Annotated in this window: 8 protein-coding genes; all 8 read left to right on the top strand. The window is 64.4% G+C overall.

All coding sequences use genetic code 11. The annotated features are described in order from the left end of the window. Positions 1 to 114: 114 nt before the first annotated feature. The 8 genes from ABZV44_RS23315 to ABZV44_RS23280 all read left to right on the top strand — a co-directional run bounded on the left by ABZV44_RS23315 (position 115) and on the right by ABZV44_RS23280 (position 14,522). Positions 115 to 888, top strand: a complete 774-nt coding sequence (locus tag ABZV44_RS23315; RefSeq protein ID WP_354839849.1) for a hypothetical protein — start codon at positions 115 to 117, stop codon at positions 886 to 888. Next, positions 885 to 3,158, top strand: coding sequence for a hypothetical protein (locus tag ABZV44_RS23310; protein WP_354839846.1), 2,274 nt, complete (start codon positions 885 to 887; stop codon positions 3,156 to 3,158). The genes ABZV44_RS23315 and ABZV44_RS23310 overlap by 4 nt, the downstream gene beginning before the upstream one ends. A 195-nt stretch (positions 3,159 to 3,353) precedes the next feature. After that, positions 3,354 to 3,995 (top strand): NYN domain-containing protein, encoded by a 642-nt coding sequence (locus tag ABZV44_RS23305; protein ID WP_354839843.1) that lies wholly within the window; start codon positions 3,354 to 3,356, stop codon positions 3,993 to 3,995. Between the two features lie 1,411 nt (positions 3,996 to 5,406). Beyond that, entirely contained in the window at positions 5,407 to 6,675 is a 1,269-nt protein-coding gene (locus ABZV44_RS23300; protein WP_354839841.1) for an acyl-CoA desaturase, read from the top strand. Between the two features lie 163 nt (positions 6,676 to 6,838). Further along, positions 6,839 to 7,666, top strand: a complete 828-nt coding sequence (locus tag ABZV44_RS23295) for a LuxR C-terminal-related transcriptional regulator (RefSeq protein WP_354839838.1) — start codon at positions 6,839 to 6,841, stop codon at positions 7,664 to 7,666. A 140-nt stretch (positions 7,667 to 7,806) separates the two neighbouring features. Continuing rightward, the gene (locus ABZV44_RS23290) at positions 7,807 to 9,933 is read left to right on the top strand and encodes an ATP-binding protein (protein ID WP_354839835.1); all 2,127 of its coding nucleotides are present in this window, start codon (positions 7,807 to 7,809) and stop codon (positions 9,931 to 9,933) included. A 1,911-nt stretch (positions 9,934 to 11,844) separates the two neighbouring features. Next, entirely contained in the window at positions 11,845 to 13,356 is a 1,512-nt protein-coding gene (locus ABZV44_RS23285; RefSeq protein WP_354839832.1) for a DUF2397 domain-containing protein, read from the top strand. Beyond that, complete coding sequence (locus ABZV44_RS23280) at positions 13,353 to 14,522, top strand: TIGR02678 family protein (protein ID WP_354839829.1); 1,170 nt, start codon at positions 13,353 to 13,355, stop codon at positions 14,520 to 14,522. The genes ABZV44_RS23285 and ABZV44_RS23280 overlap by 4 nt, the downstream gene beginning before the upstream one ends. Position 14,523 lies beyond the last annotated feature (1 nt).

Below are 14,523 nucleotides of genomic sequence, written 5' to 3'. Positions count from 1 at the left end.
GCCTACCAAAGCTATTCGCGTGGCGAACAGGTGGCTAGATCCCCACTTTGTGGTCACCGGCTCCTGCGCCGGCCTGAGGGCCGAACGCGCCGCCGACTCCCCCGAAACTGGGGATTGGCGCGCACACATCCATTTCCTAATCTCGGAGAGACCCCGTTCGAACCGGAATTGATTCGGGGCGCTCCCAGGGCCTCGTCACGAACAGGCCGCATCACCAACACATTCCACGGGCGGCTCGACCAGGATGGTGCACTGATGGAACACCCCTCGGACCGGCCTCGCCGCATCGGGGTTATCGATGACGATCCTGCAGCGCTGGCGGCGGCCCTGTCCCATTGCGCGTCCACCGTTCCGCCACTGGCGGTAGTCGCCCGCGCACGTACAGTTCTCGAATTGTTACGCACGACAACCGATCTCGATCTTGTCGTGTTGGATCCAGCATGCCTGGCGGCAGGCTCGGATCCGTTCGCGCTGATCGCTGAGCTCCATCAGGCCGGTGTCGTGAATGTCGTGGTCTTCACCTCCGACAGCCGCGGGCCCCTCATTCGCAAGACCGCACAGGCTGGTGTGTGCGGACTCGTCGACAAGGACGAGGCACCCGAAACCATCGCCGACATGATCCACACCGCCGCGATGGGACAACCCGTATGTCCGGCGCATCGCGCGGCGACACTCGCCGCCGCAGGCGTCCGGTACTGGACCTCGCCGGAACGGCGCGTTCTGGAACGGTATGCCCGCGGCGAGCGCACCGCAACGATCGCTGCGGCCCTGCATCTCGAGGAAGCCGTTGTCTGCACCTACCTCACCCGCATCAAGACCAAGATCGTCGGCTCGCCACCACGCAAGGATCCTGCCGCTGCGATCAGGTGGGGGCGGTGGCGTCCGTGAACTCATCGACAGTCAGCGGTGCTGGTGGGCAGGAGGAATTGCACACCGATCGCGCCAAACTCACCGAGGGCGACGACACCGCTCGCGTGCTGCGGTTGATCAGCCGTTTCATCGGATTCGGCTACTTGGGCTATCTCGTTCTTCTGTTCAAATGCTATTCACCCGAGTCCGCCTACCTGGCGTCATGGTGGACGCCGATGGCGCTGGTCGTACTCTACGGCCCACCTGTGGTGCTTATCGGCCTGAGCTTTCGCACCGGCACCGTGGCCCTGAGGCGCTGGGGCGCGGTGGTGGCCGTGAGCTATGTGATCCTGTTGCTCACCTGGCCAGTGGCCTGGGGTGGCGAACTGCTACCCGATTCCCCCTGGATCGCAACGATTCCCGGTCTCGCGGCCCTCGCCGCTGCCATCGCGTGGCAGCCCCGCGCCGTACTGGCGTATCTGTTCGTGGCGGTCACCCTGGCCCAAGCGTTGTGCCAAGCGCGCCAGGACTCGGTCCGGTCGCCCTTCGTGCTGGATTGGCTGTTTTCGTGGGGCTTTTGCCTGCCGTACGTCGCCGGAACCCTGATGTGTATGTACACCGCCCGACTGCTCGATGACTCGCGCGAACGGGCCTATATCGCGGCGGCGAAGACCGAGATCGTGCGCAAACACGAATCCGACCGCGCAGTCCTCAACGACTTCCTGCACGGCGGGGTCATCTTCTGCCTCAACGCAGCCGCGCACAGGCGCGATCCGGCCAAGGTCCGCGAGTACGCCCATATCACGCTGCGCCGCCTCGACCACGACATGGCACAGATCGGCACCGGTTTGCCCTCGCGACGAATGACCTTCGCCGAGGTTGTGGACTATTTGCGCCAGCTCACCGCAGCCGTGGACGACACCGCCACGTTCGAGGTCACCTCGATCACCGGCGAGGGCCGCAGCGAGTACGACTCCCGGGTGGTCGAAGCATTGGGGCTGAGCCTGGCCGAAGTACTGCGCAACAGCGTGCGCCACGCAGGCCCGGGCGCGCGACGACGCGTCGGTGTCGGCGGCGATTCGGCGAGCCTGTCCCTCACTGCCGTCGATGATGGGCGTGGATTCGATGTCGCCACCACCACCGGCTTCGGGTCCCAGCAGGTTCGCGACTGGATGCGCCTGATACCGGGCGGGAAATGCGTTGTCCACTCGACACCGGGACACGGGGTGCGAGTCGAGCTCAGCTGGACCGATCCGCGCATCACCAACGGCGCGGAGCCCTCGGATGTGCGCGAGTTGCTGGGCATGAACAATCGCTGGGCATGGCTGGTCACAGGGTTCTTTCTCGTCGGCATCCTCGCTCAGGCGACCGGTGCCCTGATGCTGGTGCGCGCCGAGCCGGTGTGGCCGGTGGTGGTCGCGATGGGTCTGCTCGTCACGTCCTCCGCGGTCCTGCTGCTGGTGCCCGGCGATCCACTGCCACCTGCGGCGACGCTGTTCCTCGGTCTCGCCGGCCCGGCTGCGGTGGCTGTGGTGCTGCTGGCTCCACCCGTCGACGGCAATATCCATCTGCTCTGGAGCGCCAGTGGTTTCACCGCTGTGTGCACCTTCATGTGCGTTCGCGGGCGCACCACCTCGGCATGGCTGGCGATGACAGCAATGGTGGGTGTCGCCGGGATCTGGTCGAGCATGGCCAGTGGTCACCCGTGGCCGGGTATCGGCTCGTCGCTGGTGAACTACGCACCGCTGGCCATGGCGACCTTCTTTGCCGGCACCATTCGCCCGGCCGCGCGGACGATCTTCGAGCTGTGGGACACCGCGCAGCACGAGTTCGTGCAGACTGCCGTGGCGACCGAAGCCCTCAACGACCGCAACGCTGAACTGCGCGAACTCGGTCGATTCGCGCGCCCCTCCCTGGTGCGCATCGCTGACGACGCACCCTACTCCGAGGAAGAGACGCTGGAATTCGCTCGCCTGTCGCGTCAGCTTCGAGATTCGTTGCGCGCGTTCGGACTGGTGCATCCGATCCTCGACGGGGTCGTCGAGGCTGCCCGCCGACGTGGTGTCACGGTGCTGATGTTCGACGAACAGGGGATGGACGACATCGTGGAGGAGACTCGACGTCGCGTGCTGTACCTGATCGCCGAGGAACTCGATCGCCTTCCCGAGGGGCAATTCGCGGTGCGTATCGTGCCACCGGGCAGGCCCCAGCTGGCCACGGTCACGGCCTATTCGGGTACCAAAGTCCGGCTCTTGCAGTTCGATCGCGAGGGTTGTGCCAGCGAAGTCGCGCTGACGCATGCGGGCTGAGGTGTCCATACGTGGCGGGTGAGCTTTCACTGGTCTCGCCCGACACTCGGCAGGGGCTTGACGAACGATAAGAGCCGACAGACACTTGACTTGTTAGCTGCCCGCCGTCCAATTTTCCTCCGCGAGAGTTGGACTGGCGGGTCTTATTGTTTGGGCGGGGAATTGGAGAAACTGGTTCGTACGCTTCGCACGTCGGTGATCATCGACTACCAGAATGTACACATTACAGCTCACGACCTCTACGAGCCTTATCAGCCGGTCCATACCTCGCTCATCCGGCCGTACTTCTTCGCTCGTCGACTTGTGCAGTGCCGCAACGCTACCCAGCGGCCCGGTTACCCCGAGGCGGAGCTGGCACAGGTCAAGGTGTTTCGGGGGCTGCCCAGCGCCGAGCACGATCCGGATGGCAACGCCCGCAACAACGCGCAGAAGAACGACTGGGATCGCGACCCGAACGTCAAAGTGATACAACGCAGTCTGCGATACAACGTGCATCGGCGGGTGTACTCGGTTCCAGCGAACCCCGACTTGACCGGCGAAATCGAGGCGCGCGAGAAGGGCATCGACGTGCTGTGCGCACTCGCCACGATCTCCGCCGCCAACGATCCCGAGATCGATCTGGTCATCCTGGCCACCCACGACAGCGACCTCGAGCCCGCGGTCGAGATGGTCCAGCAGACCAAGGCCGCCAGGATCGAAGGATTCCAATGGTTCTGCACCAACCCGATCTCCGGCCAGTACACGCGCCGGCTGCGCAGCACCGTCGCGCCCTTCTGGGCGACACGGTTGTATGAGGATGACTTCGAATCGGTCCGCGAGACTCGCGACTACCGGTAGCGGACTCCGCCTCGACAGGGTAGGGCGAACACTCCGGCGAGTGGGCGCGCCACGCTCGCTCCACCTCCGATCATCGAAGACCCCGGGGAGCTTCACTCGCGTAAAGCCGATTCTCCCAGCATCTTCGAAGCAAGGTCACCGTCATGACGGGTGCCCAACCTCGTAGGTTCCGTTGTCGGAGGTGACTATGACGGTGATCTTTCGATCTTGATCGTCGATCTTGGCCGTGAAGTCGAACGTGGTGCCCGCGATCGAGTGTGCGATCGCTGTCGCGTTGGCGAAGAACCCGGCTCATCGCTGTCGCGTTGGCCGCGGCTGCCCATTCCGCACTGCATCCGCGGTTCCAACTGGAGCGGTCGACTCGTCTCACCACCACCGGATCAGGCTTCTATCGCCTATGCCGTCGTGGCTCACAGCAGGTTCGCCGACTTCACGTCACGGTGCAGGGGCACGTCGCCGATGAGCGGCGTCCAAACCACGCGCCGCTTGTCCGATCAGATCGACCGCACGCGTCGTGGTCAACACCGAGGCCCCCGTGCGATGAGTGCGGCCACGTCGCTGCCGTCGATGTACTGCATGGCGATCCACAACGCACCGGCACACTCGCCGGTGGTAGATGGTGACGATGTTCGGATGCCGCAATCGAGCGGTGATGTCGGCTTGGCGGCCGAACCTGGTGGTGAACTCGGCATCGGCGATCGACGAGTCGAGCACCTTGATCGCATCTCGCGGGAGCAGACTGGGGTGGTCGGCCAGGTAGACAGTCCCCAACCCACCACGACCGGAGCACCTGCACGATCCGATAACCCGCTAGCACATCCCCGCACCCAGTGTCATTGTCACGCTCCGCCGACGGTCATGCTGTCGGGCACCGATCCTGCCTGCGGCCTGTCCAGGGGGTTCGCGGTTTTCGGTAATCCCGGGTGCGGCCGTGGCGTGTCCGCACCAGCGCCCTGCGACACCAGGCGTCTAGTTGCGTCCGGCCGAAACAACACGTCCGTGCTGCTCGATGCGCACTGCGGTCGCGGCCCGGACGGGCCCGGTCAGCCGATCTTTCTCGGAACCGGCTGCGTGACAACCGGCTTCGCTCTGCACGGTCTGCCCGCTCTACGGATCGCGCTCGGCTCCACCCCGGCCTCGGGCACCGCCAGCTCGCCCCCCATGACACACCATCGACGCGATCGCGTTCACAGCGCGACGCACCTTACTACATTGAGCACTCAAGGGTGTGTGCGCGAAATTCGTTGAACCTCAACATCTTTGGATAGCCAGCGAGCAACACCGGAGCTCGACCGGTCGACACCCCCGAAAAAAGGGGAATAGTAGTCGATCTCGCCGAGCCGTAGTTTCGGTAGTGGCGCGATTCCTGCTCGCGACATCCCGAAACGTCGACACGGTCCGGAGGAATTTGATGGCTATCGTTGATATCAAGGCATTCGCGCACCTGTCCTCTTCGGATGTCCAAGCATTCGGAGAGGAGTTGGATGCGGTACGCCGCGATGTCGAGGCGACGCTCGGCGAGCGGGACTCGGTCTTCATTCGTCGTTCGATCGTTCTGCACCGCGTCCTGGAGGCAGCCGGGCGCGTGGTGCTCATCGGCGGACGGCATCGCGGGCCGTGGCTGGCGGGCACGCTGCTGCTCGCCGTCGCGAAAACCATCGAAAACACCTTGCTCGGGCACAACATCGGCCATGGGCAATGGGATTGGATGAACGACCGCGAGATCCATTCGACCACGTGGCAATGGGATATGGTCAGCCCCTCGTCGCAGTGGCGGCACGCACACAACTTCTCCCACCACGTCTATACCAACGTCTACGGCATGGACGAAGATCTGGGCCAGGGCATCCTGCGCATGAGCCGTGATATCCCGTGGCGCCCATTGCATCTGCTTCAGCCGATCAACAACGCGATTCTGGCCGCCACGTTCGAATGGGGGATCGCGATACATCACTGGCAAGTGCACAAACAGCTCTCCGGCACGCCGCGCTGGCAACTGAACTCGAAAGCCAACAGGGAGTTCCTGCAGAAGATCGCGCGACAGGTCGGCAAGGATTTCCTCGTCCACCCTCTGCTGACCGGGCGGGCATTCAAACAGACCCTCGCTGCCAACATCGCTGCGAGCCTGCTGCGCAACCTCTGGTTCTATGTGACCATTTTCTGCGGCCACTTCCCCGACGGTGCAGAGAAATTCACGCTGGCCAGCCTCGACAACGAGGACCGGGCCCACTGGTATCTGCGTCAGCTGCTGGGTACCGCGAACTTCGACGCCGGCCCGGTCACGGCCTTCCTCTGCGGCGGGCTCTGCTACCAGATCGAGCACCACCTGTTTCCGGATCTGCCCTGCAATCGTTACCCCGAGATCGCCGTCCGCGTCCGCGCGGTGTGCGAGAAGTACGATCTGCCCTACAACACTGGCCCCCTGGCCAGGCAGTTCTGGCTGGCGTTTCGTACCGTGCACAAGCTCGCGCTCCCAGACTTCCTGCTGGCACGCTCGGCAGACGATGCCCCCGAAACCAGCTCGGAACGCAAGTTTTCCGGAGTGTCGCGCCCTCCTTGGAGACACGGACCGCCGTGGCAGCCTGTCGACCCCGCCACCGGTGCTCGGCGAGGTTTACGTACGGCGTTGGCCGCCCGCGCAGATCGTCGCCGGCGGCAGGTGTCCTTCGCCCATCAGTAGCCGAAATGGACTCGCCGGTACGCACAGACGAGGTTATTCGACCGTATTGTCCTGGTGGCGAACCACTTTCGGCTCCAGTTCCGTCGGAAGCTCTCCTGTCCCGGCCGTACCGTTGTCGTCGAGCCCTGTCAAAACCGCCGTGATGCGGTAATGAGGAGTAGCCATGACACAGGCAGATCCACCCCACATCGTCCCTGCCAGGTGGCGCATCGGCGTGGTGGAAGATCATGTCAGGCTGGTGGTGCAATCACTGGAACACATGCTCGAGCCGCATGCCGATCTCGAGGTCGTCGGCGGCGCCGAAACCGTGCCTGACCTGCTCGCCCAGTGGACCAACCTCGACATGGTCGTGCTGGATCTGCGCGATCTCAAGGATGATCTGGGTCCCAAACACAACGTCGAGACCCTTCAACGCGCGGGCATCGACAAGATCCTGGTGTACACCCACGGATCCGCTGACGCCCTGATCCGGCAAGCGGTCAAAGCTGGCGCACTAGCGGTGATCCTCAAGAATGCGTCCGAAGACGTCCTGGTCGCCGCCATCCGGTCGGTGGCCCATGGCATGCCGGTGGGATCGGTGGCTTTGGCGGCGGCGATCGACGGCGATTCCGACTTCCGCTCCCAACTCGCCGAGCCCGAAGCCGACATCATCGCCAAGTTCGCCTCGGGCGAGATACTCTGCGATGTCGCCTCGCTGTTGGGGACCACCGAGCAAGAGATCGTGGCACAACTGAAGATCATCACCGAAAAGTATGTGTGCGCGAGGGGAACCGACAACATTCCCCATCTGAGCCGCCGCGAGCTTCAAGTCCTCAAGCTCTATGTCTCGGGAGAGACCGCCCGCAGCGTCGCGGGCCTGCTGCAACTCAAGCAGACCACCGTCGATGACTATCTTTCCGAAATCAGAAAGAAATTCGCACCTCCGGGCGGCCCGAATCCTTCCAAGACACAACTCGTACACCTAGCTCGACGAGCCGGATTGGTGCCGTGATCACTATGCTCACAACACATTTCAGCCCCCGGAACACCCCTGCACCGACCCCGGGGCCCGATACCGCACGCATACTTCGGTTGTTCGCCCTCTTCGTCAGTATCGGCTACATCTTCTATTTCTTTCTGTTGATCCCCCGGATGCGTAGCGACGCAATGAGCCTGCAATCGTGGTGGACGCCCTTCGCGATCATCATCGTGTTCGTCCCGCCGCTCAGCTTGTTGGCGGCAGCAATTCGCGTCAACCTCCGCATACTCAGGTATGCCGCCGAAGCGACCGCCGGCGGATATCTCGTGGCCATCGCCACTTGGCCGCTCGCGTGGACCGGCCCACTGCTTCCAGACACCCCCTGGATGACGATCTTCCCCGGACTGGCCGCCCTGGCGGTCGCTCTGGTCTGGCGCCCCGTGTGGTCGATCGGCTATCTCTTCATCGTCATCACCATCGCCATGCTCATCAGCCAGACGCGCACCCCGGAGACCAACTCACCACTGGCGCTCGATTTCCTGTTTGGCTTCACCTTCTCCCTGATCTACGTCGCCGCCGTCTCGATGGCCGTTCAAACCGGCCGCAAACTCGACGAGACCCGCGCCGAGAGCGAAGCCGCTGCCGCGACGGCCGCAGTGATGAAGACACTCAAGAACCAGCGCGACCGGTTCCATGACCTCATCCACGGATGGATCATGGTGACCGTCGGCGCGGCTGCGAAGAATCCGAACACCGAGGAGATGCGCCACGAGGCGCTCAGAGCACTTGAGAAGCTCGATTCCGTTGCCGCCGAGAGCAGCCCAGGACACTTCGACATAGCCGCAGCCGCTAGGTATCTCGACGCCGCCGTCGTCGAGGTCGATGACACGATCACCCGGAAGATCCGCACGGGTGACGATGACCGTGCCGGCCGGTTCGACTCCGATATCGTGCGAACCTTGGCCATGGTCCTGGCCGAAGCCGTCCGCAACAGTCTGCGCCACGCAGGTGCACGGGCAGCCCGCTCGGTTCAGATCGACATCGTTCCCGACCGGCTCGACGCCGTCGTGAAGGACTCGGGCGTGGGCTTCGATCCCGCGGCGGACAGCGACCGATTCGGTCTCAGGTCCATGCGTAGCCTCATACACGAACTGCCCGGCGGGTCGATCGGGATCGAGTCGAGCCCTGGGCACGGCACCACCGTCCGCCTCGCCGTCGACGTGCCCGACACAGCGCGAGCCACCCACACCGCGACGCCCAACTCACCCGACGTGCGAGTGCTGGTGGGCATGAACACGAAATGGGCATGGATCGTCGCCTGGGCGTTCATTCTCGGACTCGTCGGACTGGCGGCCATCGCGATCTACCATCACGCGCCAGCCATCGCGATCCTGCCGGCCGCCGTGGCCGTTCTCCTCCTCGGTGGGTCGAGTCTGGCGCTACTGAAAGTCGAAGGCGACCCACTCCCGTGGATGCCCACACTCGCCCTGACCATCGCCGGCCCCGCAGCCTCCGCCATCGTCATGTTCACCCCACCTCTGAGCACCTACAGCCACCAGGTATGGCCTATCAGCGCCTACACCGCAGTGTGCACCTTCATGTGTGTTCGCGGGCGAACGCCGTTCGCCTGGCTGGGGATGACATCGGCCATCGCGGTGGCCGCCGCGTGGTCCCTCCGAATCGGCCATGGCGTGGGCTACGGCATCGGTCTCACGATCGTCAACTACGGCCCGCTGGCGATGTCGACCTTGTTCGCCTACACCATCCGCCCAGCGGCCCGTGAAATCTACAGGCTCCGCGACAAGTCCGCGCGCGAGTACGCCGCCGCGGCCGCCACCGAGGCGGCCCTCGAGGAGAAGAGCAGCCAACTCGCCGACCTGAACGAGCATGCGCGCCCGGTGCTCGAGCGCATCGCCAACGGCGAACAGCTCAATCCCGAAGATGCGTCGTACTGCAAAGCATTGGAGAGCCAACTCCAGGCCACGCTGTACGCCAGCAACCTGGTGCACCCACTGGTCACTCCCTCGGCGGACGCCGCGCGCCGCCGCCGCGTCGAAGTGAACCTCTGGGACAGCCACGGCATCGACAACGTCGACGACGACGCGGTATGCGATCGGCTGCTCCGCGGTGTCGCCGCCGAGCTGGACCTGGCACACAGCGGTCATATCTCGGTTCGCATCGTCCCGCCCGACCGCGACGAACTGGCCACCGTCGTGGCACGGACCGAAACCATGATCCGCCGTGTGAGTTTCGATCGTGCCGGATACCCCACCATCACCACAGGCACCCGCACCGCCTGACCGGTCGTCTCCACTCCCCCGAAAAGCAGCGTCCCTGGAAACCGGGGCGTATCCCCCGCCGTCAGCGAATTCGTAGTGTTGTCACCGGAACCCGACGCCGATCGGCGCGGAACGACCCGGAGGAACACCGACGATGTCGCCGACCCCACACCACTGGGCCTCAGCCAGTTCGCACTCCACACTCGCGGCCCCGCAGCATCGATCGCTGATGCCATGGCGTTCACTGGCAGCAGGCTGCGGAGTTGTCGGGATACCGGCGGCCGTCGGGTGGCTCCACCCCTTACTCGGGCAGGCGCTTGCCCTGGTCGAAGTCGCGATCACGGTGTCCGTGCTGACCTCGGCGCTGTTCGGCAGTTCGGTGATCAGTGAACGAGCATTCCGGCTGCTGCGCTGGAGCGCCAACCGGCCGGAACCGGCGGCGCCCGCACGACCACAGAACAGCCAGCCCGATGACATCGCCGCTGCCCCTGGCGATCTCGTACCACCGCACACCGGCACCGGTTCGAGCAGAGAGCGATCCCGCCGTGTGCGGCATGCACCGGTTTCCCGACCGTTGAAGCGCCAGACGCGTAGGCCGAGGCGCAGCCGGTCGGCCCGGTGATCGGCCATCACTCAGGGACCAGAGCAGATCATCGGATCGGACGGAGCCTTCGAACCCACCTCAACCGCGGCAAGACCACCATCACCTCCACCGTGCGAGCCCTGAGTTCACCGCACAACGTATCAACAGCGCTGAGACGTAGAGTTCGTTCGTCACGCAACGCTCGAAGGGTCGCGGTAGCCCCGGCGCTGCCCGACGAGGGGACTGCTGCATGGATAGGTCACAGCTGTCACCTATCCATGCAGCAGTCCCCTTTGCGTGCCGTGAAGTAAGCCTCCCGCTCTCCTCGTGTGAGACCGATCGGAATGCCAACGGTGACGCACTCCTGACACAGAGCGCCTTCGGCATTCATCGACCCCAGCGACCGCATCCTGGGCTCCACCGCTGCCTGGTTGAGTGCGCACTCGCTTCCGGCACATGGTTGGTTCCTTGTACCTGCTGACACGATCCTTGCCGTGACGGCCGATACAGGTATGCCTGCAGGTATTTCTGCCGCTGTGCGCCTGCCTCCACTCGTTGAGGATCGGCCGGTGTCAGTTGTAGGTCGTGCTGCCGAAGGATCGACGTTGCGCCACCCACGAAGATAGCCAAGCTGAGTAGCCGGTCGATGCGCAGGTTGCTGCACATGCTCCTCCTAGCCCGTCGCTGCGAGCCAAGCGCCTGACCCACGGCGAGATCTCGGCGCATCCGAGTGAGGTCTACAGTGCCGGAGTATCGAAGCAGACGATCTCGACGATCACCTACGTCCGGCATCTCGATTGTTCAGGCGTTGTACTGGAACCCTAACGATTCCGTTGGGCTGCAAGGCCGGTCGTGTAGTCGTCCATCTTCGATGCCACCGCGACGACTAGTCCGGACACCACCATGCAGGCGAGTCGCCGTGCGCACGTGTTCTTTTGGTGCGAACCTACCGCAGCCGCAGCTGTCAGCGTTGCCAGCAACAGCACCCACACTTTCCTCCATGCGCTGTCGCTGTCAGTGGTCGCGATCGTGCCACCGATCGCATTACCCGCCGCCGTACACGGAGGAACCATCCTGCTGCGTTCGTACGCCGTGCCAACCTGATCCATGCACTCGCGACGCTGATGACGCCCCCGCCGACGCACGAGGCCCCACAGGGCCGACCCCAAACCGGCAAAATCGGGTGGCGCCTCGACCTCACGACGGTCGCAGAGCTCGCCCATGCTTATCGCAGGCACCGCGAACCTTGCTGACTGCCATTCGAGTTCCGATCGGATGGTCGATGTCGGTCCCCGAGCCTATCGTGATGAGGGCTGCTGTATCAGCACGGAGTTCGAAAGGACCGGGGGATGTCGGAATCGAGAGATATATCGGCACATCTGGACCTGTTCCGTTACCTTACGGCCGACGAGCGGCTCGAATACATCGCCATCATGACCCGCTTCACCGCCTCTCTGCTGGCGGATATGTCGGCCTCCACCGTCTCCGAACAGCTCGCGCAGGACGGGCTGAATCTCGAACCTGAGGTAGCCGAGGCACGATGCCGACAGCTGGTGCGGTGGGGGAATCTCGTTCCCTCGCTTCGGGATGCACGAGTCAGCACCGTCGCCGACTATCTGCGGGCGCGGTCTCGTTACCAGGTTTCCAGCCTGGGCGGCCGGGTGCATCGCGGAGCCATCGAGATCATGGAGGCGACAGACGGTGCGCGTGAAGTGGCGCGGGAGCTACTCGGGCAAATCGCGGATGCACTCGAGGTGGCCCTTGGACTGTTGAACGGGCCGGTCACGCCGGAGCGCGCGGATCAGGTAGCGGGAATCGTGACCACGATCTTCAACAATCAGCGACTGTTCACCGCGAGTGTGACCGATTTTTATGCATACCTGTCCGGGGTGCTGAGTCGGTTCGATCTGCACGGCGAGGAATACGCACAATTCAAGCAATTGCTGTTGGATTACGTCGATTTGATCACGGCCGATGTGAACAGACATTCCCCGCTGATCGCGCATGCGCTCGATCGGGTGCTCGACCGGATCGACGAACTTCTGACGGTGCTGGACTCGGTACAGGGGCTGGCGCTCGGCGACCTGGCAGACATCGAGCGGTCGGGCGGGCGAACTCGGATCGAATGGGAGCAGTTGCGCCAGTGGTACTCAGGGTCCGGACACGAGTCGGGGCCAGGGCAGCTACGCGCGGCGGCGGGGCAGGCGCTGGGGCAGCTGATCGCCAATGCCAAACGCATGCTCGACGCTTCGTCGACGGGTTTCTCCCGGCGTGCAGACCTGCTGCGTCTCGCCGTTATGCTGGAGCAGTCCTCCGATGCGAGTGCGGAGCGATTGTTCGCGGCTGCTTTCGGCGCGTGGTCTGCGCGCCACCTGGCGCTGGGTCCTGAGGAGCCGGACCCGCGTGTGGGACCGATGACGCCATGGTCTGCGGCGGACCCGATTGACGTTCCGATGTCGTTGCGGGAGCGGGGAAATCGGGTGGCACGGGGGCGAACCTCCCGAATTCCGGACACGGCCGCCGATCGGGCGATCGTCGAAGCAGCGGCCCGAGAGGACGCGTGGCGAAACCGGGATGCCGCCGTAGAGCTCGCCGCGGCAGGAGTGCTGGACGGTGCCCGGCTGTCGCCCGACGCTCGTGCGGTGTTGCTGGATGAGCTGGCGCGTCTGCTGGCCACGCAAGCCGATCCCACCGTGCCCGCGGAGACTACCAACCACGACTTGGGGCTCACCCTGTACGCCGTCCCCGGCGGGCAGACCGTCATCCAGTCGCAGGATGGCACCCTGACCGTGCATGGTTACGCCCTCACCATCCGGGCCGCGCAAGTGCTGGCCTCGCCGAAGATCGAGCAGGCACGATGAGCAACCTCGTTGAGCCACCCGACCGATCCCTCGGCACCCGACGGCAGGACGCCGCCGGGGTCCGTGAAGCGGCCCGAGCATTGCTGCGCACTCCGATCGTCACTGCCTCGCGGGCACCGGAGACGCTCATGCTCATACGGCGGCATGCGACGGCATTACGCACTGTGTTCAGTGCGCAGCTGGGCTATCACCTGACCGTGGAGGCATCGTTCGCCCGCCTGGCCAAACTGCCACCAGAGGATGTTTCACCCAACCGCCCTCTGGTTCGCCGCAACGGAACTCCGTTCGGCGCGCAGACCTACACCCTGTCGGCACTTGCCTGTGCTGCCTTACTGGCGCCCGGGATCGGTGAACAGATCCTGGTGTCGCATCTGGTGACACAGATCCGATCCGACGCCGCCACGCACGGAATCACCGTGTCGGACACGATTTCGGACCGTCGGCATCTGGTGGCCGCGTTGACCGTGTTGATCGACTGGGGTGTGCTCGTCGAGACCGACGGATCGGTGGTGCAGTGGGGCGACGGTGCGGCCGACGAGGCACTGCTGACCATCTGCCGGCCACTGCTTCCGCATCTGCTGGTGCGGTCCATCGGACCGAACGCCGCTGCGGCGGAGGTGCTGGAGGCCGACACCAGTGCACCCCGGCGACGACTGCGTAGACGGCTTACCGAGGACCCCGTCGTGATGCGCGGCGATCTGAGTCCCGAGGAACTCGACGTTCTGTCGCGTGAACGGTCCGAACTGACCCGGCTGCTCGGCGAGAACTTCGGGCTGACGCTGGAAGTGCGAGCCGAGGGCGCGCTGGCGTACGACCCCGCCGAGCCACTCACCGATATCGAGTTTCCGGGCAACGGTAGCCTGAAGCAGGCGAGCTTGCTGCTGATCGGCGCGCTGCTGGATCAGGTGAGCGATTCGTACGCCATTAAAACCGTATTCAAGTGGCCCGTAGTCGATTCCGCACTGACTGAACTGGTGGCCCGCCACGGTCGAGCCTGGCGTTCCGAATACTCCGATTCGATCGCCACATTGCGGGCGGACGTAGTCGATCTGCTGCGGGCGCTGCGACTCGCCGAATCTGATTCCGAGGGATTGAGGATCTTCGCGCCGGCCGCGAGATACCGGCCACGTGCTGTCGCCGGTACACAGTTGAGATTCGAGTCATAGG

The sequence above is a fragment of the Nocardia sp. NPDC004860 genome, from assembly GCF_040609015.1.
GTDB lineage: Bacteria > Actinomycetota > Actinomycetes > Mycobacteriales > Mycobacteriaceae > Nocardia.
This window is presented reverse-complemented; position numbering and strand designations above follow the sequence as displayed.